The following is a 24,285-nucleotide window of genomic DNA, read 5'->3' as shown; positions in this document are numbered from 1 at the left end:
AATAAACACCGGCGGGTAAATAGAGCTAGTGCATTGTGCGGACTAGCTTTCTTTTCTTTTTGATGTTAGGGGAAAGGGTAGGGTTAAACGATGGCAAAATTCATTTTCGTAACCGGCGGGGTAGTGTCTTCCTTGGGTAAGGGGATTACAGCTGCCTCTCTTGGTTGTTTGTTGAAAAACCGGGGACTAAAGATTGCAATTCAAAAGTTTGACCCTTATATTAATATCGATCCTGGAACCATGAGCCCTTACCAGCATGGAGAGGTTTTCGTAACCGATGACGGCGCGGAAACGGATCTGGATCTGGGGCATTATGAGCGTTTTATTGATGTACCGCTGTCAAAGAACAGCAATGTGACCACCGGCAAAATTTATTGGTCAGTGATTAGCAAAGAGCGCAAGGGGGACTACCTGGGAGGAACGGTGCAGGTGATTCCCCATATTACCAATGAAATCAAGGAGAGGCTGTACCGGGTGGTCCGGGAAAGCCATCCGGATATTGTCATTACTGAGATCGGGGGAACGGTGGGGGACATTGAATCCCTTCCTTTCCTGGAAGCGATCCGGCAGATGCGCAGCGATATCGGGCGCGAAAATGTGATTTATATTCATGTGACCCTGGTACCGTATTTAGCGGCCTCCGGGGAACTGAAAACCAAACCGACCCAGCACTCCGTCAAGGAACTCAGGGGTATCGGGATCCAGCCCAATGTTCTAGTCTGCCGTTCGGAAAAACAGCTTTCCAACGAAATGAAAGAAAAGCTGGCTTTGCTTTGTGATATCGACCGCGCTGCCATTATTCAGGCAGTGGATGCTCCGACGATTTACGAGGTTCCTCTCCTGGTTCAGGAAGAGGGCCTGGACGATATTGTCCTGCGCCAGCTTGGAATTGAAGCTCCGGAGGCAGATATGACCGAGTGGCGGGCCATGGTGGAAAAGATCAAATCTCCGGTTAAAGAAACCGAGATCGCTCTGGTCGGGAAATATGTAGAGCTGCCGGATGCCTATTTAAGCGTGGCTGAGGCGTTGCGCCATGCCGGCACTGAGCACGGGGCCAAAGTCAAGGTGCGCTGGGTCAATGCTGAGGAAATCGAAAGCACCAACGCGGAGGAATGTCTGGCAGGTGCGGATGGGATTTTGGTGCCCGGCGGTTTCGGGGACCGCGGAATCGAAGGAAAAATTGCGGCCATCCGCTATGCCCGTGAACATAAAGTGCCGTTTCTCGGAATCTGCCTGGGGATGCAGTGTGCCGTGATTGAATTTGCCCGCCACGTGTGCGGGATGGAGCGGGCCAACAGTACGGAATTTGATGCGGACACGCCCTATCCGGTAATTGACATTTTACCCGAGCAGAGAGACATCGAAGATAAGGGCGGAACCATGCGTCTGGGGATTTCTCCGGCGAAGCTGAAGGAAGAAGGCAAGGCGTTTGCAGCTTACAAGGATGAGGTGATTTACGAACGCCACCGCCACCGCTATGAGGTGAACAACCAGTTCCGCACGGAACTCGAGAAAGCCGGACTTTTCTTCTCCGGCACCTCCCCGGATGAGCGCCTGGTGGAGATTACCGAACTGCCGGATCATCCTTGGTTTGTAGCCTCCCAGTTTCACCCGGAATTCAAATCCCGGCCCAACAGGTCTCATCCGCTGTTCCGGGAATTTGTCAAGGCCACTTTGAAGTAAGCCGGATAGCCGTTGGCTTGCCTAGGTCTGAAAATGAATAAAAATGGTCTAGAATATAACTAACGGAAAGCGAAGAGCAGGATCTTTTGGACTTGCTCTTTGTTCTATTGAGAAAGGATAGAATTATGGCAGACGTGAAAGAACGCAAGATTGTGGCGAAGTGGCTGAAGGATTCGGAGCGGGGGCGCTTTAACGCGTTTTTGGCTCGCCATCCCAAGGGGCATGTGCTTCAGACTTGGGAGTGGGGAGAGATTAAGAGCCGCACCGGCTGGACTCCTTGGCGCCTGGTACTGGAGGAAGAGGGGGAGATAGTGGCTGCGGCTTCGATCTTGGAGCGGCGCTTGCCCTTTATTAACATACCGATATTTTATGCTTCGCGCGGGCCTGTGCTTGATTTTAAAGACACAAGCCTGTTTGGCCGTTTGCTGGCTGAAATCCGCACCTTGGCGCGCAGGCGCGGGGCCATATTTCTTAAGCTTGATCCGGATGTTCCGTCTGCGGACCGGGAGCTGGAGCAGTACCTGCAGACAAGCGGGTTTAAGTCGGCTGAGACCGGAAAAGGGTTTGAGGGGGTTCAGCCGAAGTATGTCTTCCGCTTGGATATTGCCCCGGCCGAAGAGACCCTTTTAAATCAAATGCATCAAAAAACCCGCTATAATATTCGCCTGGCCCAGAAAAAGGGGGTAACCATCCGTTTCGGCGCCAGGGAAGACTTACCGGAGTTTTACCGGGTGCTTAAAGAAACGACGGAGCGGGACCAGTTTTTGGTGCGGGCCTATTCTTATTTTGAAGACCTGTATGATACCCTGGTGCCTGCGGGCCTGGGGAAATTATTCATCGGGGAGTATGAGGGGCAGGTCGTGGCCGGAACTCTGGCCTTTGTCCTGGGGGATAAAGCCTGGTATATTTACGGGGCTTCTTCCAACAGCCATCGCAATGTCATGCCCAACTACCTGATTCAGTGGGAGATGATCCGCTGGGCCAAGTCTTTGGGTTGCACCCTTTATGATTTCCGGGGAGTGCCGGGAGACTTGAATGAGGACAACCCTCTCTATGGGCTCTATCGTTTCAAAAAGGGGTTTAACGGGGAGTATACGGAATTTATCGGGGAATGGGACTTGGTGTACCGTCCGCTGGTCTATCAACTGTGGACCCGGCTCGAGCCATTCTATTCCGATGTCTTAAAGCCGTTTATCCGATGGCTGCGCCCCTGGATAAGTTCAACTAAACTTCAGAAACAAGTGCGATAGTTCCACCGGAACTATCGGGGGTTAAAACCCCATCTGAAGTAAGTTTCCTATATCGGGCGCTGGCGGAGGTGGGGAAAAAGTGGCCGTAATTTGGATAGACATTGACCTGGATGCGGTTGCACATAATTATCAAGAAGTAACACGCATTATCCAGTCCCAGGCGCGCTGCATGGCGGTAGTCAAAGCAGATGCCTATGGCTTGGGGGCGGTGGAAGTGGCCCGGACCCTGGCGGCTGAAGGGTGTGAAGCCTTCGCGGTGACGACGGTTGAAGAAGGGTTGAACCTGCGCCGCCATGGACTTGAAGGGTTGATCCTGGTTCTGGGTCCAACCTTGCCCCAGCAGTGGAGGAAAGCCATTGAGGGTGGGTTGCAGCTTAGCTTAGCTGACAGGCAAAGCATCTCCAGGCTGGACGAGCTCTGTCGTCAGGAAGGACTTAAAGCCGCTGTCCATCTGAAGCTGGAAACGGGTATGGGAAGGACCGGCATGCGCCCGGAAGAACTTCCGGAAGTGGCTGAGCTCTTGCTCAACGCTTCTCATTTGGAGGTCGCGGGGGTTTACACGCATTTTGCCCGGGCTGCTCAAAGGGATCATAGCTATACCCGGGGGCAATATGAAAAGTTTAGGGACGGGGTTGCTGCCCTGGAACGGTACGGGATCAAGTCCCAATGGAAACATGTGTGCAACAGTGCGGCTTTCCTGGATTATCCGGAGTACCATCACGATTTTGTGCGTATAGGCACCCTTTTAATCGGGCATATGCCGGGACCGGGCTTTGGCCGTCAACTCACCTTAAAAGACCCGTGGGCTGCCAAAGCGAAGGTGCTCTATGCTCACCGGGTGCCCAAAGGCACGTATGTAGGGTATCAAAGCATTTACAAAACGAAGACGGAGACAACCTTAGCGGTAATCGGGGCGGGGTATGCCGATGGTTTTGGCGTGGTGCCTCATTTTGTGCCTCAGGGATTGTGGGATTTATTAAAAATATTTGTAAAGAACACGGCCGCATTGTTTGGAGTCACATTAGGTACGGAAAAAATTAAAGTGCACGGCCAGACCGTCCCGGTTGCCGGAAAAATCGGAATGCAGCTGACGGTGCTTGATTTAGGGCAGTTAGAGAGTCTTCCCGGGGATGAAGTGGAGATTCCGCTCAGGCGCACCCTGGCCAATCCGCGCCTGCTCCGGCAATATTGGCGCCAAGGCAGGATTTATGCAAAGCGTACCCTTACAGAAGAAGGAGTTTTAGAGGTACAAGCAGAATAGTTTACACAAAGATATATGACGTTGGACAGCGAAGGGGATGATCGGTTGGCTAGAATACTAATTGTGGATGATCAACTGGGGGTGCGCCGTCTCCTGTATGAGACCTTCCGTGAGGAAAAGCATGAAGTGGAGATGGCTGCCAATGGCACAGAGGCATTAGAGCTTATACAGCGTTTCCTTCCGGATCTGATTCTTATGGATATGAAAATGCCCGGGATAAATGGGATTGAGACCTTGCGCCAAATCCGGCTTAATAATCAAAAAGTAGGAGTTATTATGATGACAGCCTACGGGGATATACAGAATATGGAGCAGGCACAGGAATTAGGGATCCTTCACTACATAAGCAAGCCTTTTGATTTATTCGAATTGCGTGATAAAGTGCGCGAAATTTTAGCAAAGAACTGACTCCTTATTTTAAGCCTTCGGTGATCGAAGTCAAGCCGGAGGCTTTTGTCTTTCGAAAATTAAGAAATTGAAAGTTCTTCCTCTTGGCAGGAAAAATTTCTTAAATGCCGAAGTATATGCTGTACAGAAAAGAGGTGGGAATTGTGATTCTGCCGACAACGACGACCATCGCCATCCAATGTCCGCAGTGTGGGGAATTAAACTTTCAGGCGCTCTCTCTCTTTGCTTTTTCAAGGGAAGGAAGAGTAAACCTTACCTGTCAATGCGGAGCGAACTTACTCTCCGTAGCCAGCCTGAAACGAAAAGAGTTTAGTCTGGCCTTTGATTGCGCTTTTTGCAGCCAGACCCATTATATTCGCTTAAGCCGGCGCGCGCTTTGGAGCAAAGACGTGCTTCCGCTTATGTGTCCGGAAGTGGAGACGCCGACAGGTTTTATCGGTCCCAAACAAAAAGTGGCCCAGTCGTTCCAGGAACGTGAAAAATCGATCAGTGAACTGGCAACCGAGCTGGGATATGAAGAAGAATTTGAAAATCCGGAGGTTATGCTGAGGCTGTTAGATCACCTTCATTATCTGTCCAAAAACGGAGCTTTAGGCTGCAGCTGCGGCAATAACCATTTAGCGTTTGAGCTTCTGCCTGACCGCATTGAATTATATTGTGAGCATTGTGAAGCGCTTGGAATCATTTATGCGGACAGTTCAGATAAAATCAGGCCTGTAGAAAGCATGACTTCCATCTTTTTGGAAGAGAATAAAACATGGCTAATTAATCGTCCTTTGCGCGGGCAGCACCTGGCAAAGGCGAATGAGGAGGAATAACATTATGAATTTAGTTCCTGTGAAAGATTTACTGGCTGAGGCCGAACGCGGCGGCTATGCAGTCGGTGCCTTCAACTGCAACAACATGGAAATCGTCCAGGCGATTGTAGCAGCAGCCGAGGCCGAACGTTCCCCGGTGATTATCCAGGCAAGCCAAGGTGCGATCAAGTATGCGGGGATCGATTATATCACGGCCTTAACCAAACTGGCGGCAGAGCAGGCTACAGTGCCGGTGGCGCTTCACCTTGACCACGGTACGAGCTTTAACCAGGTCATGCAATGCATCCGCAGCGGTTTCAGCTCGGTTATGATAGATGGCTCCAAGCTCACTCTTGCTGAAAACATTGCGCTCACGAACAAAGTCATTGAAGCGGCACGGCCTTTGGGAATCTCGGTAGAGGCTGAGCTGGGCAAGATCGGCGGCACAGAGGATGACATCAGTGTAGATGAGCGGGAGGCCTTCTTCACTGATCCGGAGGAAGCAGAAAAGTTTGTCATGGCAACCGGAGTAGACTCTTTGGCAGTGGCGATCGGTACAGCTCATGGACAGTATAAAGGGGTGCCAAAACTCGATTTTGAGCGCTTGAAAAAAATCAAAGCCCGAGTAAGCCTCCCAATCGTGCTTCACGGATCTTCCGGAGTTCCGGATGAGGCGATCAAAGAAGCCATTTCTTTGGGCGTGCGCAAGGTTAACATCGATACCAACATAAGGGAAGCCTTCGTCTTAGCGGCGCGTCAGGTGCTCAACGACAATCCCAAGGAAATTGACCCGCGCAAGGTGCTAGGTCCGGCCCGGGAAGCTGCAACCGAGATTATCCGCGAGAAAATCAGGGTCTTCGGCAGTAACGGCAAAGCATAATCCGGGGGCGCGGGTCATACACTAAAGGCGTAGTCAAGGAGGGTGAACTCGGGATTTAAGCGAGATCGCTCTAGAAATAGAACCGGTTGGCTACAAACCAGCCGGTTTTTGCTACTTAACTAGCTCATTAAATAAATACGTAAGAGGTGAATGAATTGCGGTTTTTCCTAGATTCGGCTAACATTGACGAAATAACCCAGGCCTGGAATATGGGTGTTATCGCCGGTTTAACCACGAATCCGACGCTGGTAGCGAAGGAAGGCAAAGATTTTCACACGCTTTTGCACGAGATCATGGGCATTGTTCGAGGACCAGTCAGTGCGGAAGTTATAGCGCTGGACCATAAGGGGATGCTAAGGGAAGCCCGTGAACTCGCCGGGATCAGTCCCCATATCGTAGTCAAAATTCCGATGACGGAGGAAGGGCTGCGTACGGTTAAAGTGTTGGCTGGGGAAGGGATTAAGACCAATGTCACCTTGGTATTTACCCCGGTGCAAGCGCTATTGGCAGCAAGGGCAGGAGCCACCTATGTTAGTCCTTTCCTTGGGCGCCTGGATGATATTGGTGAAGACGGACTCAAGGTGGTAGCGGATATTTGCGATATCTTCGCTGTGCATGAGCTTGAAACGAAAGTGATTGCCGCCAGCATTCGCAATCCTTATCATGTACTGGAAGCGGCTAAGCTGGGGACGCATTATGCCACGATTCCGTTTGCAGTCTTGCGCCAATTATTCAAACATCCGTTGACAGAAGCCGGAATTCAAAGGTTCCTAGATGATTGGAAGAAGCTAAATCCTTAATTACTATTACTTAAAGTTCCTCGAATAAAAGAAAACCAAAGTTTTTGAGGTTAGAGTAGAAAGCACCGCTGCCATTAAGGTTTAGGGGTGTTTTCTTTTACAGAAAGGGAAAACCGGAATTAAAATTTGTGTATTATTTCTTGGCAAATGTAGGTAATTTGGTTGCAATGCCTCAATTCGTATGGCACAATAAGGAGGGAAATTCAAAAATATGATACACAGAGTAGTCAGTAGTCAGTAGTCAGTAGTCAGTAGTCAGTAGTCAGTAGTCATTGCGGAATAATGTTTGCCAGATTTTGAAATCGAATTCTGAATTCTGACTCCTGACTCCTGACTCCTGAATCCTTACGAAATCAAGGGGGCGGGGACTTGGAAAGAGAGTTAACTATGGAATTTGCCCGGGTCACAGAGGCTGCAGCATTGGCTTCGGCCAGGTGGGTTGGGCGCGGCAATAAGGAAGCAGCGGATGAAGCGGCTGTGGAAGCAATGCGTGCGGTCTTTGACACCATTCACATGAATGGAACCGTGGTCATCGGAGAAGGAGAAATGGACGAAGCACCGATGCTTTACATCGGGGAAAAGGTAGGTGCCGGAGACGGGCGTGAGCTTGACGTTGCGGTAGATCCTTTGGAAGGAACCAATATTGTGGCCAAAGGTTTGACCGGGGCCATTGCTGTGGTTGCGATTGCTAAAAAAGGTGTGCTCTTGCATGCTCCGGATATGTATATGGACAAAATTGCCGTGGGCCCGGCGGCGCGCGGGCGGATTCATCTTGATGCTCCGGTAGAGCAAAACCTTACACAGGTCGCTCAAGCCTTGGATAAGAGTATGGATGACCTGACCGTGGTAATCCTCGACCGCCCGCGCCATGCCAAGCTGATTTCGGATGTTCGTGCTTGCGGAGCCAGAATTCGCCTGATCAGTGACGGGGATGTGTCTCCTGCAGTGGCTTGCGCTTTCGAAGGGACCGGGGTTGACATTATGATGGGGATTGGGGGAGCTCCGGAAGGGGTTCTGGCTGCGGCAGCCCTGCGCTGTTTGGGCGGAGAAATGCAGGGCAGACTCTGGCCGGAAAATGATGCGGATGTCGAACGGGCCAAAGCGTTGGGAATTCAAGATGTGTCCAAATTATTAACGCTGGATGATTTAGTGGCTAATGACGATGTATTTTTTGCGGCAACCGGAATTACGGAGGGACATCTTCTGCGGGGAGTGACTTTCCATGCGGGAGGGGCGATGACGCATACCGTGGTGATGCGCGGCAAATCCGGAACCGTGCGCTTTATTGAGGCCCGCCACCGTTTTGACAAGAAGCCCAAGAATATGATCAAAGGGGCGCTAAACGTCTAAGTTTGAAGTAGTCAGGAGTCAGTAGTCAGACTTCCATGCTGCTACGCAGCACCACTGATGAATGTAACAGGCAAGCTACCTTGCGGAGCGAACCGTAGAGCAGAGGAGCGTCGTGAGCGCAGTCGACGAAGCGTGAAGCCGCGCCACGGTTCACTCCAGGTATTACCCAAAGGTTTGGCGCGGTAGCGAGTCGACAAGCGAGCAGCTCCGGCGCGTGGTGAGCGGGCAAGGTAGCTTGCAGGCATGTTACAGGGCAGAATTCAGAATACGTTGGGCAAAAGAACAAGGATCGTGCGAGTTCGAGTACTTCTATTACACTACAATGGGATTTTACCCCTACCACGCCCACCAGTTATACGTTACGAAACGGTTTGGAGCTGTTCATAAGCTGCGAATTTATCGTTTTGTATCACAGGATACTTATTCTGACTCCTGAATTCTGTCTCCTGACTACTTACCTGAATAGAGTCAGGTATAGATCTGCCGGCATATGGGAAAGCTAAAGAGGAATGCCTTCATTAAGAGAGTTTGAGGTGGTATTTCTTCTTTATGAATAGTGATCGAAGGCGGCGAATTTGGGAAAGAAGCGCCGCTTTCCTTTTGATTTCGGCTCATGTGCTTGCTGGGATGCTTTTTGTCTTTCCAGCTGCAAGACCTGCATATTCCCAGGCTGCCATAACACCGGATGTGTTTTATTCAGTCGTGACGGTTGATTCTGCCCGAGAGCTTCCTCTGATTGCCGAACGTTATCACACCACCGTGGAACAGATCCTGCGTCAGAATCCTAAAATTAAAACGATTCGGCCGGGAACCACACTGACCATTAAAGAGAATTATTTAGGGCATGAACTGGCACGTGGATCCAACGGCAGCTGGAGCTGGCCCTTGGTTGGACCGGTCTCATCATCTTATGGAGAGCGCGAAGGAGAATTTCACCACGGATTGGATATCGCGGTTCCAACGGGAATCACGGTGAAAGCCGCACGAGCCGGGCGCGTGAGTAAAGCGGAACGGCTCCCGGTTTATGGACTGACCGTTGTGATCGATCATGGAAACGGAGTGCAAACCCTTTATGCTCATAACAGCAGACTGACGGTTAAGGTTGGAGAATGGGTGGAAAAAGGAGAAGGCATTGCGATTTCCGGTAATACCGGAAATACCACCGGACCCCACCTTCACTTTGAAGTGAGGCTCTCCGGGAAAACCATTGATCCCCAGAAAGTGCTGCCCAGACAACTCTATGCAAGTACAGGGGCTCAGTAAGATGTTTTCTTAGCACTATTGATTTCTTAGCGCTTGACCATTGCCGGTCCTCTGTGCTAAAATATTTAGAGTTGAGCTGGAGAAAGTGGGTGAAAAAACATGAAAGAAAACACTCATCCCAAGTACGAGCAAACCACGATTACTTGTGCCTGTGGAGAAGTCATTCATACAGGAAGCACCAGGAAAGATATTAAGGTGGAGATTTGTTCCAAATGCCATCCTTTCTATACCGGTGTTCAACGTTTTGTGGATGCAGGCGGCCGGGTTGACCGCTTTAAAAAGAAATACGGAATGCAATAACAACGGCCTGCGGTCGTTGCTTCTAAGAAAAAGCAGAGCGCCAGCTCTGCTTTTTTCTTAAGCAAGTTTCATTGGTGTTAGCGTTTGCATAACTATAAGGAGAATGGGGATAGTTTTTGTGGGCAGACCGGTACAATATGGGGGTCAGGCAGTTATTGAAGGGGTCATGATGCGTGGCCCGAACGAAAGTGCAATCGCACTCAGGCTCCCTAACGGGGAGATTGAAGTGACGCGCCAGCCGATTCGTGCCTGGGCGACTAAGCCCTTGCTTAAGCTCCCGGTCATCCGGGGCTTTGTTGCTTTGCTTGAATCCCTGGTTGTGGGAACCAAGGCTCTCACTTACTCCGCCAACCGGGCCGTGGGAGAAGAAGAGGGAGAAGAACTGGGCTGGGGTGAAATGTTCCTAACCATCGCGATTGCTTTGGGACTGGGACTATTGTTGTTTGTGGGACTCCCGACTGGAGCGGCTCACCTGCTGCAAGGGAAAGTGCAGGGAGTGGTGTGGCAGAACCTCCTGGAGGGGTTAATCCGGCTCGTTGTTTTCTTTATCTACATTATTGCCATTTCCCGGTTATCTGATATTCAGCGGGTTTTTCAATATCACGGGGCTGAGCATAAGGCAATCTATACCTATGAGGCTGGGGAGGAACTGACTGTGGAAAACGCGCGTAAGTTTTCCACGCTTCACCCCCGTTGCGGGACTAGTTTTCTGCTCTTGGTGGTTGTGGTCAGCATCTTTGTCTTTGCCTTTTTGGGTCTTCATCCTCTGTGGTGGCGTTTTCTCTCGCGTATCCTGCTCATGCCTTTGGTGGCCGGAATCGCCTATGAACTGCTGAAGTTTTCCGCCCGCCATTTGGAATCGCCCTGGCTGCGCTGGATGATTGTGCCGGGCTTAATGCTGCAGCGCCTGACAACGAAAGAACCGGACGACAGCCAGATTGAGGTGGCTCTAAAAGCCTTGAGCGAAGTGCTGGAATCCGGGCAGGAATTGACTTAATCATATTCGGGGTGATTAGATGTTAAACAGGCTAACAGAGATCGAAAAAAAATATGATGAACTGACCGAGTTACTGAGCAGTCCGGATGTTCTGGCTGACCAGAGTGAATGGCAGAAATACGCCAAAGCGCAGGCCGGGCTTACGGAAATCGTCGAGGCTTACCGCGAGTATAAAGAAGTTTTGCGCCAAAAAGAAGATACGGAAGCTTTGCTCCAGGAGAAACCGGAGCAAGAGCTGCGTGAACTGGCTGAACTGGAGCATGAAGAATTAAGCGAACGGGCTGAGAAACTCGAACAGCGCCTCAAAGTCCTGCTGCTGCCCAAAGATCCGAATGATGACAAGAATGTGATCATCGAGATCCGGGCCGGTGCCGGGGGAGAAGAGGCTGCCCTGTTTGCGGGAGATCTTTTCAAGATGTATACCCGCTATGCTGAGCGCCAAGGGTGGAAAACCGAGTTGCTTAGCGCAAGCTATACCGACATTGGAGGGTTTAAAGAAATCATCGTCCTGGTGGCCGGCCAGGGAGCTTACAGCAAACTTAAGTTTGAAAGCGGCGTGCACCGGGTGCAGCGGATTCCGGTGACGGAATCCGGAGGAAGGATTCATACGTCCACGGCGACCGTAGCGGTGCTGCCGGAGGCAGACGAGGTTGAGGTGGATATCAATCCGAATGATATCCGTATTGACATTTTCTGTTCCAGCGGCCCGGGAGGACAGTCTGTGAATACGACCCAATCCGCGGTTCGGGTGACGCACTTGCCGACTGGGATTGTGGTATCCTGTCAGGATGAGAAATCTCAGCATAAGAATAAGGATAAAGCGATGCGGGTTCTGCGCGCGCGCCTGTTAGAGAAAGCCCAGGAAGAGAAAATGGGAGAGCTTGCGTCTGAACGCAAGAGCCAGGTTGGAACCGGAGACCGGAGTGAGCGCATTCGCACGTATAATTTTCCCCAGGGCCGGGTTTCGGATCACCGCATCGGCTTAACTCTGCACCGGCTAGATACTATTTTGCTGGGAGACTTAGACGAGATTATCGAGGCCTTGATTTCCAATGACCAGGCCGAGCGCTTGAAGGCTGAAGTGGGATGATCATGCTCGGCCTCATGCATTGGGGAGAAAAGAGGCTGGCGGATGCCGGGGTTGAAAATGCGCGTCTCGATGCTGACCTTTTATTAGGATTTGTCTTAGGCTGGGGACGGGAGCGCTTGTATCTTGAGCGGGAAACTGAGGTTAAGCGGCAGCAAGTCAGCGCATACCGGGATTTAATCGAACGGCGGGCTGCCCGCATCCCTCTCCAATATCTGACCAGACGCCAGGAATTTATGGGCCTGGAGTTCTATGTGGATGAACGGGTGCTGATTCCCCGGGCGGACAGTGAGGTCTTAGTGGAGAAAGTCATAGAATTGGTTAAGTCGTCTAAAGGGGAAGCATCCGCGAAGCTTGATATTGTGGATGTTGCGACCGGGAGCGGGGCCTTGGCCCTCTCCCTGGCTCATTATATCCCTCAGGCCCGGGTGGTGGGGATCGATATTTCCCCTGGGGCGCTTGAGGTTGCCCGCCTGAATGCCGAACGCCTGAAACTGAAGGTCGAGTGGCGGGAGGGAGATTTTCTTGACCCTGCGGCAGGAGAAAAATGGGACTGGATTGTAACTAATCCCCCTTATCTTTCTCCGGAAGCGTATCGGGCCTGTGAACCGGAGATCATGGCCGAACCCGCGCTCGCTTTTTTAGGCGGGGAGGAAGGGCTTGATTTTTACCGGCGTTTGGCTCGGGAAAGCGCGGGGCTCATGCGCCCAGGCGGAAAAATCATTATGGAAATTGGATACGATCAGGCTCAAGCCGTGACAGACATCCTGCATGAACAAGGGTTTAGGACGAAAGTATATCAGGATTTGGCCGGCCGCGACCGGGTAGTGTTAGGTTGGCAAGCTGCACAAGCTAAGCGAACCGTCTGAGCAAAGGAGCGTTAAGCGAGCGCAGCGGCTGAGCGTGCTGTGCAGATTGCCAGCTGTTAATAGCAAAGAGGCGAAAGACCATGGATACCAAAAGAGCATACATAGATCCTGAACACCCGGATCCGGCGGTTCTGCATGAAGCGGCTGCACTCTTGCGTGCCGGGGAACTGGTGGCCTTTCCGACGGAAACAGTATATGGCTTGGGGGCCAATGCCTTGGATGCAGAAGCCTGTGCGCGTATCTTTGAGGTGAAAGGCCGGCCTCAGGATAATCCCTTAATCGTTCATGTCAGCCGTCCGAAGATGGTTGATGAGATCATTGCCCATTGGACGCCGGCGGCGGAAATCTGTGCCCGTACCTTTTGGCCGGGTCCGCTTACCTTGGTGTTTCCAAAGAATGAACGGATTCCGGACCGGGTTACTGCCGGTTTGAACACGGTAGCCGTCCGTATGCCCGACCATCCGGTGGCCCTGGCTTTGATCGAGGCCGGCGGGCTCCCGCTGGCCGCTCCCAGCGCCAATCTGTCCGGCAGGCCCAGCCCGACGACCGGATCCCATGTATGGGAAGATATGCGCGGGCGGATTCCGCTTATTTTGGATGCCGGGAGCTGCAACGTGGGGCTGGAATCCACCGTTTTGGATGTGAGCGGGGATGTGCCGGTGATCTTGCGCCCGGGCGGCCTGGCCAAGGAAGATTTGGAAAAGGTGCTGGGACCGGTTGAATTGGACCGACCCAGTGTGACCGGTGTTCCCCGGGCGCCGGGTTTAAAATACAGGCATTATGCCCCCCGGGGGGAGATGTATGTGGTGGTTGGGCCTAAGGACCATGTACTTGACCGGATGAGTGAGGAAATTAAAATCGGGCGTTACCAGCACAAGAGAATAGCAATTCTCTGCACCTTGGAAAGTGCGCCTCAACTTCAGCTGGAACAACCGGACCTTCTCTATGTCCTGGGTTCCCGGACACAGCCGCAGGAGGTTGCTGCCAGCCTTTTTGCCGGGCTGAGGCTCTGCGACCAACGGGGTATGGAGCTGATTCTGGCGGAAGGCTTTGATGAGGGAGGGCTGGGACTGGCCATCATGAACAGGCTGGACAAAGCCTCAGGGCATAAGGTAATTAGGGTATAGTAGTAACTATTAGGTATTCAGGATTCAGGAGTCAGAATTCAGAATACATCGGGCATTAAAACAAGGAGCATATGAGTTTGGGGATTTCCATTACACAGTAATTGGGCTTTACGCTTGCCAAATATATTTTTATGAAAAGAAAAGCTGCTTAAACTCCAAAATTCATCGGTTCTATTTCGTCAGTTCATTATTCTGCCCTGAAAATAGACGAGGGGCAATTACTTAGCGAACCGTAGAGCAGAGGAGCGTCGAGAGCGCAGTTGATTCAGCGTTAAGCAGCGTCACGGTTCACTTCAGGTATTACCCTAAGGTTTGGCGCTGTAGCTGAATCAACAAGCGAACAGCTCCGGCGCGTGGTGAGCGGGTAATGCACCTTGGCTATTTTCATCCATCAGTGGTGCCGCATAGCGGCATGGGAGTCTGACTCCTGACTTCTGTCTCCTGATTACATGACCTGAATAGTTACGCATAAAATATGCTGAGCATCGAACACGCACCTGCGGGCATATAAAATATGGGGGGTGCGTGGGTTGAATCTTGCATGGGTATTAGCTGTTTCCGTAGCCTTGGGCGCCGATGCCTTTTCTCTGGCCATCGCCATCGGGCTGGTGGGGATCTCAAAGCGCATGATCGTGCGCTTGTCTGTGCTGGTTGCAATTTTTCATGTGTTCATGCCCCTTATCGGTCTGGTGGCCGGGCAAACACTGGGATTATTTTTGGGCAGGCTGGCTCGTGCCTTAGGAGCGTTCATCCTTATTGGCTTAGGCGGCAAAATGCTTTATCATGTTCTCAGGCCCACTCGGGAAAGCGCGCCTTTAGCGGAGGCCCGCCGGCTTTTACAGCCGCGGGGAATGCCGCCGGGAGTTTCTTTGAACGGGTATGGAATCTATGCCTTGGGATTCAGTGTAAGCCTGGATGCCCTGAGCGTCGGATTTTCCTTGGGAACCCTGGGCAGTACAATTGTTCAGACCGTTTTAACCATGGGGGTTGTGGCTGGACTGATGACCGGGACCGGACTGGTTTTGGGCCGGTTCTTAGGTAGGCGGGCCGGGGAAAGGGCAGAACTTTTTGGAGGCTTAGCGCTGCTGCTTATTGGGGTGAAGTTATTCTTTTAGTGATTTTTAGAGCGAGGAGGGTGTCTAATGAAGCTCCTGTTTGTATGTACGGGCAATACCTGCCGCAGTCCAATGGCTGCCGCTTTAGCCGGGCAGATCTTTGGGGCGGACGCAGAGATCGGTTCTGCAGGCACGGATGCCTGGGAGGGCTCCGGAGCCAGCCAGGAAGCCATGACCGTGATGCAAGAACGAGAGCTTGATTTAAGCGTGCACCGCTCGCGTAGAGTGAGCCGGGAAGAGGTTGCCGCGGCAGATTGGGTGCTTCCGATGACCAAGGCTCATGAATTGAGACTTAAAGCGCTTTTTCCGGAGTATGAACATAAGATTGTCCGTTTGGGAGAGTGGAGTGATCACCCAAGGGATGTCCCGGATCCTTGGGGCGGGTCTGTTGAGGAATACCGCGCCTGCGCGTCTGAGCTTGAGAAACTGCTTGGGGATTTTAGACGGAGGCTTCAGCAGCCGGGTGAGACGGACAAGCCTTAAAAAATGGACAAACCTTGAGGATAGAACAGGGGTCAAGGGATTAAACTATAGCATTATGAAAGTTGCAGGAGTCAGAATACAGGAGTCAGGAGTCAGAATTCTGGATTTAGGGTTCAGAGTGAGAAGAAGAAATTTCAGCACATATTTGAGGTTCTCAAACCCAAAAGGAATGCAAAAACCTCCTGAGTACTGACTCCTGAGTACTGAGTACTTAGTTTTGGGGGGTATCAGCTTGAGAGTAGCTATGGGAGCAGACCATGGGGGTTACCACTTAAAAGAAGAGATTAAGGTTTTCGTGCAGGGACAGGGAATAGAGGTGCTAGACCTGGGGACGCATTCGACGGAATCCGTGGATTATCCGCGCTTTGGATTTGCGGTGGGGGATGCGATCCGCAGCGGGAAGGCGGATTTAGGGATTGTCGTCTGTGGGACAGGCCTGGGTATTTCGATGGCAGCTAATAAGGTGCCGGGAATCCGGGCTGCGGTCTGCACTGAAACCTATTCGGCCAGGATGGCGCGGGAACATAACAATGCCAATGTTTTAGCACTTGGGGGCAGAGTTACCGGGGTCGGATTGGCATTAGACATTGTGGATATTTTTTTGAAAACGGATTTTGCCGGTGGCCGCCATGCCCGCCGGGTCGATTTAATCACAGCGGTGGAACGGGGAGAAGTAATCTAGAGGGAGGGAGCAGATGTTGAAGGACCAACCGGATCAAAATGAACGGGATGGACTTAAAGTTGAGCGGGATTTGTTGGACGGAATTGCTTCCGTGTGGGAAGATGTACTCAATGATTTCTTCTTGCAAGCCAACCTCCGCCCCCGGCAGATGTTAGTGGTTGGCTGCAGTACGAGTGAAGTTTTAGGGCACCGTATTGGGAAGGGAAGCAGTATGGCTGTAGCTGATATCCTGCTCCCGCCCCTTTTGGAACGCTGCCGCAGTGCTCAAGTTTTTCTGGCGGTTCAAGGATGCGAACATATTAACCGGGCATTGGTGGTGGAAGAAGCTTGCGTGGAACATTACAATCTGGATGCCGTTACAGTTCTGCCCGCGCTTCATGCCGGCGGGGCCATGACGGTCAAGGCCTGGCAGAGCTTCGATTCCCCGGTGATGGTGGAAAAAATCCAGGGACATGCCGGAATAGATATTGGAGACACCTTTATCGGGATGCATCTGCGCCCGGTGGTTGTGCCCATACGCCTGCCCGTTCATTCGCTGGGACAGGCTCACCTGACGCTTGCCCGCACCCGCCCCCGCCTCATCGGAGGCCCGCGGGCACAATACCCGTAAAAATAAACAGAAGGAGCGGATACCATTGGACTACATAAAACGGTGGGTTGAGGAGCAAGACCCGGAAGTTGCCCAAGCCATAGCGCAGGAGGAAGAGCGCCAACGGAACAAAATCGAGCTGATTGCTTCTGAAAATTTTGTGAGCCGGGCTGTGATGGCAGCTCAAGGTTCAGTGCTTACAAATAAGTATGCGGAAGGCTATCCCGGCAAACGTTACTACGGCGGCTGCGAGTATGTGGACGTTGTGGAAGACCTGGCCAGAAACCGGGTTAAAGAGATTTTCGGCGCGGAACATGCCAATGTTCAACCCCATTCCGGAGCGCAGGCCAATACCGCTGTTTACTTCGCCATGCTTAAACCAGGTGACACAGTTTTAGGCATGAACCTGTCCCACGGCGGGCATCTCACCCACGGAAGCCCCGTTAATATTTCCGGAGTCTATTTTAACTTTGTTCCCTATGGGGTAAATAAAGAGACGGAGCAGATTGACTATGAGGAAGTGCGCTCCCTGGCGCTGGAACACAAGCCCCGGATGATTGTGGCCGGTGCCAGTGCCTATCCGCGCAAGTTTGACTTTGCGCGCTTACGGGAGATTGCAGATGAGGTAGAGGCTTATTTTATGGTGGATATGGCCCATATCGCCGGTCTTGTAGCTGCCGGACTTCATCCCAATCCGGTGCCCTATGCGCATTTCGTGACTTCCACCACGCATAAAACCCTGCGCGGCCCGCGCGGGGGGCTGATTCTCTGCCGCCAGGAGCATGCCCAGGCCATTGACAAAGCGATTTTCCCCGGTATTCAAGGCGGGCCTTTAATGCATGTCATTGCGGCCAAGGCCGTGGCCTTTGGGGAAGCGCTTAAGCCCGAGTTTAAGGAATACCAGCAGCGGATTATTGACAATGCCCAGGCACTGGCTCAGGCGCTCACGGCTAAAGGGTTCAGGCTGGTCTCCGGAGGCACGGATAACCATCTGATGCTGGTGGATGTGCGCCCGAAGGACCTTACTGGGAAAGATGCCGAGCATATTCTCGATGAAGTCGGCATCACGGTGAACAAGAATACCATTCCTTTTGATACAGCCAGTCCGTTTGTGACCAGCGGCATTCGCATCGGGACTCCGGCCGCTACCTCCCGTGGCATGAATCCGGCGGCCATGGAGGGGATCGCAGAAGCGATCGATATGGCCTTGACCGCACAGGATGAACCTGATAAACTGGCGAAGGCGCGGGAGATCGTAAATGCTCTCTGCCGGGAGTTCCCGCTTTATCCTAATCTTGATTAGAAGCCAGGAGGTATTCTGAATTCTAATTACTGAATTCAGAATACCTCAATAAAAGTTAGAGGAGTTGACCGGCCTTGTCAGCAGTACACGTCCTTGAGCATCCCTTGATCCAGCATAAACTGGCCCTGATCCGGGATGAAAATACGGGTTCTAAAGACTTCCGGGAACTGGTAGAAGAAGTGGCCATGCTCATGGCCTATGAAGTCACCCGTGATTTCCCGCTTCAGGAAGTTGAAGTGAAAACCCCGGTCAGTATCGCCAAGACCAAGATGATCTCCGGCCGCAAAGTAGGACTGGTGCCGATTTTAAGAGCCGGGTTGGGTATGGTTGATGGGATGTTAAGGTTAATTCCGGCGGCTAAGGTAGGGCATGTTGGCCTTTACCGTGACCCGGAAACTTTAAAACCGGTGGAATATTACTGCAAGCTCCCATCCGATGTGTCGGAGCGGGATTTGATCGTGATTGATCCCATGCTGGCTACCGGCGGTTCAGCTGCCGCGGCCATCAGTTTTCTAAAGGAGCGGCGGGTCCGCAATATAAAATTAATGTGTTTAATTGCTGCGCCGGAAGGGATTAAGGCTGTGCAGGAAAGCCATCCGGATGTAGACATTTTTGTGGCAGCGGTTGACGAATGCCTCAATGATCACGGTTATATTGTCCCTGGGTTGGGTGATGCCGGGGATCGTTTATTTGGTACGAAATAATGACTGAGCTGAAACGCCCGAGTTGGGACAGTTATTTTATGGAGCTGGCCCGGGTGGTCAGGGGCCGCTCCACTTGCCTGCGCCGTCAGGTTGGAGCGGTTATTGTCAAAGACAGGCAGATTTTGAGCACGGGCTATAATGGCAGCCCTTCCGGCCTTAAACATTGCGCCGAGGTGGGGTGCCTGCGTGAAAGCCTGGCCATTCCTTCCGGAGAGAGGCACGAAATGTGCAGGGCTGTCCATGCCGAGCAGAATGCCTTAATTCAGGCAGCCAAACATGGAGTGGCCATTGACGGCGCGGATGTTTATACGACCGTACAGCCTTGTGTGCTGTGTACAAAGATGCTGATTAATGCGGGCATCAAGCGCGTGGTCTATGAAATCTCCTATCCGGATAAACTGGCCCTGGCCATGGCGGAGGAAGCCGGGTTGGAGCTGGTGCAGCTGACAGATTAGGAGGAGTCAGACTCCCATGCCGCTATGCGGCACCACTGATGGATGAAAATAGCCAAGGTGCATTACCCGCATCCTTCGCCGCGAAGAGATTCTCTGGTGTTGTGCGGCTTCGGCGATTATCATCCTCGGGCGGTGAGTATTCTCTGTGGAATCGCCCTCGGCATGAATCTCCACCGGAGATTCATGTCACCGGAGATAATCGTACCACGCGCCGGATGCTCGAACAGCGTGAAGCTGTTCGCCGAAGGATGAGCTTGTTGATTCAGCTACAGCGCCAAACCTTAGGGTAATACCTGAAGTGCGCCGCTCCTGTGCCGTCCTGGCACTCGCGGCATCAGTCCCGTTAGTCCTTGCCCGGACTAACGCACTTGTTTCCGTGGACTAGTCCCGTGACGCTGCTTAACGCTGAATCAACTGCGCTCTCGACGCTCCTCTGCTCTACGGTTCGCTAAGTAATTGCCCCTTGTCTATTTTCAGGGCAGAGTTAGAAGACAGAAGACAGGAGACAGAAGACAGGAGACAGAAGACAGGAGACAGAAGACAGGAGACAGGAGACAGAAGACAGGAGACAGAAGACAGGAGACAGGAGATAGGAGTCAGAAACAGAAGCTAATGTTATTCTGGATACTGACTTCTGAATTCTGAGTACTGATTGAGTACTGACTCCTGAATTCTGAGTACTGAGTTGTAAGGAGTCAGGAGGAGTAAGTGGTGCAAACACCGCGCAAAGTCATGGTTGTCTTTGGCACCAGGCCGGAAGCAATTAAAATGGCTCCCGTGGTTCAGGCGTTAAAAAGTAAGGCTTCCATCCGCTGTATCGTGGCAGTTACTGCCCAGCACCGGGAGATGCTGGACCAGGTTTTGCATTTATTTAAGATAACTCCGGACTATGACTTGGACTTGATGCAGCCGGGACAAACCCTGACCTCCATCACCACCGGAGCGCTTGCCGGTTTAGGTGGGGTTTTTGCCCGTGAACGCCCGGATTTGGTCCTGGTGCACGGAGATACGACGACCACCTTTGTAGCTGCTCTGGCGGCTTTTTATGAGAGGATTCCGGTAGGTCATGTTGAAGCCGGATTGCGCACACATAATAAGTACTCACCCTACCCTGAAGAGATGAATCGAAAGCTGACCGGAGCTGTGGCAGACTTTCATTTCGCCCCGACGGCAACGGCGCGCGCCAATCTGCTGAGGGAAGGTATCGTGCCCGAGTCTATTCACGTCACAGGCAACACGGTAATTGATGCCCTGTTAGCTACGGTCGCTCCCAATTACCGGTTCAGTGATCCGAATCTTGAGCAGATTCTCGCGTCGGAGAAGGACCGGCGGATGATCATGGTCACGACCCATCGCCGGGAAAACCTGGGAGAACCGATGCGCCAGATCTATCTTGCGTTAGAAAGTATATTGGCGGAATTCCCGGATACATTTATTATCTTTCCGGTGCATAAGAATCCCGCAGTGCGCGAGGTGGTTCAGGAAGTGTTGGGTGCGCACCCGCGGGTACACTTGATTGAACCGCTGGACTACCAGCCGTTTGTCAACTTGATGGCCCGCTCCTATTTGATCCTTACGGATTCAGGCGGGATTCAGGAAGAAGCTCCGTCATTGGGCAAGCCGGTGCTGGTGGTGCGCGATACCACGGAGCGCCCGGAAGCGGTAGAGGCAGGTACGGTCTCATTGGTGGGCACCTCTTACGAAGGCGTTCGGGCTGAGCTCTACCGATTGCTCAGTGACAAAAAAGCCTATGATGAAATGGCCATGGCGATTAATCCTTATGGAGATGGAAAGGCTGCGATTAGGATCGCGGAGATCATCGAAGCGTATTAGAATTTACTGCATAATGTTGTACTTTTTCGGAACCGTATATTATTCGGGATCGCCCAGCATAAAAAGTACTAATGCATAGGATTATAAATTATTGCAGAAAATACTTTGTATGCAAAAGTATGCAAAAATTATTCATTGTGGGAGCAGGAATTTTAGGAAAGTTTAGCGAATAAAGTCATGATGCGTATATAAGGGTGGAGAGCATGGCAGAGAACCGGAAAACCTGGCTTAAAGCGGTTTCTTTCGGTACCAGTATCGCGACCACGTTGGCGGGCTTAGTTGGGGGAGGATATTTCTTCGGGCGCTTTTTGGACAGGCGCTGGGGATTCACTCCTTGGCTGGAGCTTGTTTTCATGCTCGTAGGGCTGGTCTTCGGAGGTGCCTACTTGGTAACAACCTTGAAGAAGTTTGGGATGACTGACGGTGAAGAGTAGGTTTGTCGCTTTGACAGGCGGCTCGGCCCTGATACTAATAACAGTTTCTGTGAGCGGCAGCTTTGTTTTAGTGGGCGCGCTCCTGGGTTATATCATTGGATTTGTCTTGACTGGATGGCTCCAGCGCGATACTTTAATCAGTTCCGAAATGGATCCGATCACGGCCATCAAGAAAATGCGCCGGGGATTTTTTGCGCGTTTGGGGGCGGTTACTTTGGCGGTGGCTGCGACCGCACGCTTCCAGCCGGGATGGCTGCCAGGTTTGGCAGCGGGGATTGCTTTAGGGATTTTGGTCTCGATCTCAGTTTCAATTGCCGCCAAGATTAGAGAGGGAAAGGAGGGATAGGGAGTGCATGAAGAAACAGTCCTTTGGCATGTGTTTGGCATGAGCCTTAATGCCAAAACTCTCGTCATGACCTGGATTGTTATGGGTATCATTTTAATTATTGCGCTGCTGGGAGTGCGTAAGCTGTCGAGCAAAACGCCGGGGAAAATGCAGAATTTCCTGGAATGGGTCTTTGACTTTGTCAGCAAGCTGATCTCGGATAACATGAGTTATGAAAAAGGGCGGCCTTTGCTGGCGTACTTAGTTACCTTAATCATGTTTGTTTTCTTTTCCAACATGCTGGGGCTTGTGCCCAATCTTACATTTAACTTATTCGAGCATTTCCATGTGGAGTTTGCAGAGCTGAATAAGATTTTTGAAGGGCCGTCGCTTATGTCACCCACGGCCGATATTAATACGACTTTGGCCTTGGCTTTGCTTACGATCACGTTGGTCATCGCTATGGGTGTAAAACACCACGGTGGCCGCTATTTCCATCATTTTCTTGAACCGAACCCGGCTTTTCTGCTAATTCATGTGATTGACATGGCTTCTAAGCCCATGACACTTGGTTTCCGTCTATTCGGCAACATTTTTGCCGGGGAGGTATTGCTTAAAGTTATTCTGATGCTTCCGGGAATCTGGGTTCTGCCCGGAATCATACCGGACGTAATCTGGCTCGGGTTCAGCATCTTCGTCGGAGCGATCCAGTCCTTTGTGTTTACCGTACTGACGACTGCTTATGTTGCCCAGGCCGTGGCGGCCGGGGACCACTAATCAAGCCCATGCCGTGAAACAGCCTTTAGCTGCTGATGTAAGTTTTCAGTGCTCTTTCCATGCACTGAGGGAATCATACAATTAAAAAAATATTAGGGGAATAAGGAAAGGAGGAAACTTCGGTGGATGTATCTGCTGCAGCTGCACTTGGTGCAGGAATCGCTGCTGGTTTAGCAGCCCTCGGAGCTTCGCTGGGTAATGGTAGTGTTATTACAAAGACGGTGGAAGGGATTGCCCGTCAGCCGGAGGCTAAAAGTTCATTGCAAGCAACAATGTTTATCGGTGTAGGTTTGATCGAGGCCTTGCCCTTGCTTACATGGGTTATTGCCCTACTTCTCATTTTCACGAAGTAAGTCTGAAACCGGGCTTTAGGCCCGCAGGCACCAAGGGGGGACGGCAGTTCCCCCTTGAAAAAATTCCCACGCACCAGACTTGAGAGGGGGGTAACCGGTGAATCCCATAGCTATTAATCTGACGCTCCCTGCCCAGGTGATATCTTTTCTGCTTTTAGTCTTTATCCTAAGCAAGGTCGCTTGGAAACCGCTGATGAAAATCATGGAAGACCGGCGTCAGTTCATTGCGGACAGCTTAGCTCAGGCAGAGAGGGAACGTGAGCAAGCGGAGCAGCTCAAACGTGAATATCAGGAAGAAATGCGGAAAGCCCGCCAGGAGGCCCAGGAGGTTATCGCTAAGGCCACGAAGCTTAGCGAGGAGCGGGCCAATGAGATATTAGCCAAGGCACGTGAAGAGGCGGAAAAACTGAAACAATCCGCCTTAGTGGATATCGAGAGAGAAAGAGACAGAGCGATTGCCGATGTGCAGGCTCAAGTATCCGCCATGTCGGTGGCTGTTGCCGAGAAGATTATCCGTCAGAAGCTTGATCTGCGCGGGCAGGAACAATTGATTGAGCAATTCATCCAAGAGGTAGGGGATATGCCATGTTAAGCGGAGCCTTAGCCCGCCGCTATGCCCAGGCCTTGTTTGAACTTGCCGTGGAGACGGACTCTTTGGATCAGATTCAAGAGGAGCTGCAGGGGCTGACAGAACTTGTGCAAAGCAATACTGAAGTGGAGCAGGTTCTGTACCATCCGCATATTTCTCTGACGGAGAAGAAGTCTCTCATGGACAAGCTGGTGGGGGACCAGGTCGGAGAAACTGTTCGTAATTTTTTGCATCTGCTCATTGACCGCAGGCGGCAGAATTTATTGCCGCTGATTGTGCGTGAGTTTACCCAATTGGCCGATGACAAGCGCCAAGTGATTGAGGCCAAAGTTCTAAGTGCAGTGTCCTTAACGCCCAGCCAAGAAGAACGTCTCAAGAAGGAACTTAGCCGCTTGACCGGGAAAGATGTGCGCCTGGTCAGTGAACTTAGGCCTGAACTCATCGGCGGAGTGATGGTCCAGGTGGGGGACCGGGTGTTTGACGGAACGGTTGCCCATTCCCTCGAGCGCATGCGGGAAGAACTGCGCAAGACTCCGGAGAAAGAACCTCAGGGAATAGGGGTGAGATAACA

The 24,285-nt window shown here is 51.8% G+C and carries 28 protein-coding genes; all 28 read left to right on the top strand.

Translation table 11 applies throughout. The features are described from left to right. Positions 1-90: 90 nt before the first annotated feature. Complete coding sequence (locus J0X21_RS05735; protein ID WP_206811235.1) at positions 91-1,683, top strand: CTP synthase; 1,593 nt, start codon at positions 91-93, stop codon at positions 1,681-1,683. Positions 1,684-1,808: 125 nt separating this feature from the next. Beyond that, positions 1,809-2,933 carry a lipid II:glycine glycyltransferase FemX gene (locus tag J0X21_RS05730; protein WP_206811234.1) on the top strand — a complete coding sequence of 375 codons (1,125 nt, stop codon included), beginning with the start codon at positions 1,809-1,811 and terminating at the stop codon, positions 2,931-2,933. A gap of 79 nt (positions 2,934-3,012) precedes the next feature. Then, positions 3,013-4,194, top strand: a complete 1,182-nt coding sequence (gene alr / locus J0X21_RS05725) for an alanine racemase (protein WP_206811233.1) — start codon at positions 3,013-3,015, stop codon at positions 4,192-4,194. A 45-nt stretch (positions 4,195-4,239) separates the two neighbouring features. Next, entirely contained in the window at positions 4,240-4,602 is a 363-nt protein-coding gene (locus tag J0X21_RS05720; RefSeq protein ID WP_236006087.1) for a response regulator, read from the top strand. A gap of 143 nt (positions 4,603-4,745) precedes the next feature. Beyond that, positions 4,746-5,420 carry a hypothetical protein gene (locus J0X21_RS05715; protein ID WP_206811412.1) on the top strand — a complete coding sequence of 225 codons (675 nt, stop codon included), beginning with the start codon at positions 4,746-4,748 and terminating at the stop codon, positions 5,418-5,420. 4 nt (positions 5,421-5,424) lie between these two features. Further along, entirely contained in the window at positions 5,425-6,279 is an 855-nt protein-coding gene (locus J0X21_RS05710; protein WP_206811231.1) for a class II fructose-1,6-bisphosphate aldolase, read from the top strand. A gap of 155 nt (positions 6,280-6,434) precedes the next feature. Then, positions 6,435-7,079: a fructose-6-phosphate aldolase gene (gene fsa / locus J0X21_RS05705; RefSeq protein WP_206811230.1), complete on the top strand. Its 645-nt coding sequence runs from the start codon at positions 6,435-6,437 to the stop codon at positions 7,077-7,079. A gap of 369 nt (positions 7,080-7,448) precedes the next feature. Then, positions 7,449-8,429 carry a class II fructose-bisphosphatase gene (gene glpX / locus J0X21_RS05700; protein WP_206811229.1) on the top strand — a complete coding sequence of 327 codons (981 nt, stop codon included), beginning with the start codon at positions 7,449-7,451 and terminating at the stop codon, positions 8,427-8,429. 549 nt (positions 8,430-8,978) lie between these two features. After that, positions 8,979-9,692: a M23 family metallopeptidase gene (locus J0X21_RS05695; protein WP_206811228.1), complete on the top strand. Its 714-nt coding sequence runs from the start codon at positions 8,979-8,981 to the stop codon at positions 9,690-9,692. A 99-nt stretch (positions 9,693-9,791) separates the two neighbouring features. After that, on the top strand, positions 9,792-9,992 hold the full coding sequence (gene rpmE / locus J0X21_RS05690; protein ID WP_206811227.1) for a 50S ribosomal protein L31: 201 nt from the start codon (positions 9,792-9,794) through the stop codon (positions 9,990-9,992). A 118-nt stretch (positions 9,993-10,110) separates the two neighbouring features. Next, positions 10,111-10,989 (top strand): DUF1385 domain-containing protein, encoded by an 879-nt coding sequence (locus tag J0X21_RS05685; RefSeq protein WP_206811226.1) that lies wholly within the window; start codon positions 10,111-10,113, stop codon positions 10,987-10,989. Between the two features lie 19 nt (positions 10,990-11,008). After that, positions 11,009-12,079, top strand: a complete 1,071-nt coding sequence (gene prfA / locus J0X21_RS05680; protein ID WP_206811225.1) for a peptide chain release factor 1 — start codon at positions 11,009-11,011, stop codon at positions 12,077-12,079. Continuing rightward, the gene (gene prmC, locus J0X21_RS05675) at positions 12,076-12,945 is read left to right on the top strand and encodes a peptide chain release factor N(5)-glutamine methyltransferase (RefSeq protein ID WP_206811224.1); all 870 of its coding nucleotides are present in this window, start codon (positions 12,076-12,078) and stop codon (positions 12,943-12,945) included. Before prfA ends, prmC begins: the two co-directional genes overlap by 4 nt. 80 nt (positions 12,946-13,025) lie before the next feature. Next, a complete protein-coding gene (locus tag J0X21_RS05670) occupies positions 13,026-14,072 on the top strand; it encodes an L-threonylcarbamoyladenylate synthase (protein ID WP_206811223.1) in 1,047 nt (348 codons plus the stop codon). Between the two features lie 530 nt (positions 14,073-14,602). Further along, complete coding sequence (locus tag J0X21_RS05665; RefSeq protein ID WP_206811222.1) at positions 14,603-15,187, top strand: manganese efflux pump MntP; 585 nt, start codon at positions 14,603-14,605, stop codon at positions 15,185-15,187. Positions 15,188-15,214: 27 nt separating this feature from the next. Further along, the gene (locus J0X21_RS05660) at positions 15,215-15,670 is read left to right on the top strand and encodes a low molecular weight protein arginine phosphatase (protein WP_206811221.1); all 456 of its coding nucleotides are present in this window, start codon (positions 15,215-15,217) and stop codon (positions 15,668-15,670) included. 232 nt (positions 15,671-15,902) lie between these two features. Next, on the top strand, positions 15,903-16,352 hold the full coding sequence (gene rpiB / locus J0X21_RS05655) for a ribose 5-phosphate isomerase B (RefSeq protein WP_328812351.1): 450 nt from the start codon (positions 15,903-15,905) through the stop codon (positions 16,350-16,352). A 13-nt stretch (positions 16,353-16,365) separates the two neighbouring features. Beyond that, a complete protein-coding gene (locus J0X21_RS05650) occupies positions 16,366-16,962 on the top strand; it encodes a TIGR01440 family protein (protein ID WP_206811220.1) in 597 nt (198 codons plus the stop codon). 25 nt (positions 16,963-16,987) lie between these two features. Beyond that, positions 16,988-18,244 carry a serine hydroxymethyltransferase gene (locus tag J0X21_RS05645; RefSeq protein ID WP_206811219.1) on the top strand — a complete coding sequence of 419 codons (1,257 nt, stop codon included), beginning with the start codon at positions 16,988-16,990 and terminating at the stop codon, positions 18,242-18,244. A gap of 74 nt (positions 18,245-18,318) precedes the next feature. Then, on the top strand, positions 18,319-18,948 hold the full coding sequence (gene upp, locus J0X21_RS05640; protein WP_206811218.1) for a uracil phosphoribosyltransferase: 630 nt from the start codon (positions 18,319-18,321) through the stop codon (positions 18,946-18,948). Next, positions 18,948-19,403, top strand: coding sequence for a deoxycytidylate deaminase (locus J0X21_RS05635; protein ID WP_206811217.1), 456 nt, complete (start codon positions 18,948-18,950; stop codon positions 19,401-19,403). Before upp ends, J0X21_RS05635 begins: the two co-directional genes overlap by 1 nt. A gap of 732 nt (positions 19,404-20,135) precedes the next feature. Next, positions 20,136-21,236, top strand: a complete 1,101-nt coding sequence (gene wecB, locus J0X21_RS05630) for a non-hydrolyzing UDP-N-acetylglucosamine 2-epimerase (protein ID WP_206811410.1) — start codon at positions 20,136-20,138, stop codon at positions 21,234-21,236. 203 nt (positions 21,237-21,439) lie between these two features. After that, the gene (locus tag J0X21_RS05625) at positions 21,440-21,670 is read left to right on the top strand and encodes an AtpZ/AtpI family protein (protein ID WP_206811216.1); all 231 of its coding nucleotides are present in this window, start codon (positions 21,440-21,442) and stop codon (positions 21,668-21,670) included. Then, positions 21,660-22,016, top strand: coding sequence for a hypothetical protein (locus J0X21_RS05620; RefSeq protein ID WP_206811215.1), 357 nt, complete (start codon positions 21,660-21,662; stop codon positions 22,014-22,016). The genes J0X21_RS05625 and J0X21_RS05620 overlap by 11 nt, the downstream gene beginning before the upstream one ends. Positions 22,017-22,055: 39 nt before the next feature. Next, positions 22,056-22,772, top strand: a complete 717-nt coding sequence (gene atpB / locus J0X21_RS05615; protein WP_206811409.1) for a F0F1 ATP synthase subunit A — start codon at positions 22,056-22,058, stop codon at positions 22,770-22,772. A 122-nt stretch (positions 22,773-22,894) separates the two neighbouring features. Further along, positions 22,895-23,125, top strand: a complete 231-nt coding sequence (gene atpE, locus J0X21_RS05610; RefSeq protein WP_206811214.1) for a F0F1 ATP synthase subunit C — start codon at positions 22,895-22,897, stop codon at positions 23,123-23,125. A 97-nt stretch (positions 23,126-23,222) separates the two neighbouring features. Then, the gene (gene atpF, locus J0X21_RS05605) at positions 23,223-23,717 is read left to right on the top strand and encodes a F0F1 ATP synthase subunit B (protein ID WP_206811213.1); all 495 of its coding nucleotides are present in this window, start codon (positions 23,223-23,225) and stop codon (positions 23,715-23,717) included. Then, complete coding sequence (locus tag J0X21_RS05600; RefSeq protein WP_206811212.1) at positions 23,711-24,283, top strand: F0F1 ATP synthase subunit delta; 573 nt, start codon at positions 23,711-23,713, stop codon at positions 24,281-24,283. Before atpF ends, J0X21_RS05600 begins: the two co-directional genes overlap by 7 nt. Positions 24,284-24,285: the final 2 nt, after the last annotated feature.

Source organism: Paradesulfitobacterium ferrireducens (assembly GCF_017310645.1).
Classification (GTDB): domain Bacteria; phylum Bacillota; class Desulfitobacteriia; order Desulfitobacteriales; family Desulfitobacteriaceae; genus Paradesulfitobacterium; species Paradesulfitobacterium ferrireducens.
Note: the sequence above shows the minus strand (reverse complement) of the source record. Positions and strands in the feature narration are given on the sequence as shown.

Bases quoted from the DNA above. Each gene is read 5' to 3' on its own strand.
- J0X21_RS05735 (WP_206811235.1), top strand. From the start codon at position 91: ATGGCAAAATTCATTTTCGTAACCGGCGGGGTAGTGTCTTCCTTGGGT.
- J0X21_RS05730 (WP_206811234.1), top strand. From the start codon at position 1,809: ATGGCAGACGTGAAAGAACGCAAGATTGTGGCGAAGTGGCTGAAGGAT.
- J0X21_RS05710 (WP_206811231.1), top strand. From the start codon at position 5,425: ATGAATTTAGTTCCTGTGAAAGATTTACTGGCTGAGGCCGAACGCGGC.
- J0X21_RS05695 (WP_206811228.1), top strand. From the start codon at position 8,979: ATGAATAGTGATCGAAGGCGGCGAATTTGGGAAAGAAGCGCCGCTTTC.
- rpmE (WP_206811227.1), top strand. From the start codon at position 9,792: ATGAAAGAAAACACTCATCCCAAGTACGAGCAAACCACGATTACTTGT.
- prfA (WP_206811225.1), top strand. From the start codon at position 11,009: ATGTTAAACAGGCTAACAGAGATCGAAAAAAAATATGATGAACTGACC.
- prmC (WP_206811224.1), top strand. From the start codon at position 12,076: ATGATCATGCTCGGCCTCATGCATTGGGGAGAAAAGAGGCTGGCGGAT.
- J0X21_RS05670 (WP_206811223.1), top strand. From the start codon at position 13,026: ATGGATACCAAAAGAGCATACATAGATCCTGAACACCCGGATCCGGCG.
- J0X21_RS05660 (WP_206811221.1), top strand. From the start codon at position 15,215: ATGAAGCTCCTGTTTGTATGTACGGGCAATACCTGCCGCAGTCCAATG.
- J0X21_RS05650 (WP_206811220.1), top strand. From the start codon at position 16,366: ATGTTGAAGGACCAACCGGATCAAAATGAACGGGATGGACTTAAAGTT.
- J0X21_RS05635 (WP_206811217.1), top strand. From the start codon at position 18,948: ATGACTGAGCTGAAACGCCCGAGTTGGGACAGTTATTTTATGGAGCTG.
- wecB (WP_206811410.1), top strand. From the start codon at position 20,136: ATGGTTGTCTTTGGCACCAGGCCGGAAGCAATTAAAATGGCTCCCGTG.
- J0X21_RS05625 (WP_206811216.1), top strand. From the start codon at position 21,440: ATGGCAGAGAACCGGAAAACCTGGCTTAAAGCGGTTTCTTTCGGTACC.
- atpB (WP_206811409.1), top strand. From the start codon at position 22,056: ATGAGCCTTAATGCCAAAACTCTCGTCATGACCTGGATTGTTATGGGT.
- J0X21_RS05600 (WP_206811212.1), top strand. From the start codon at position 23,711: ATGTTAAGCGGAGCCTTAGCCCGCCGCTATGCCCAGGCCTTGTTTGAA.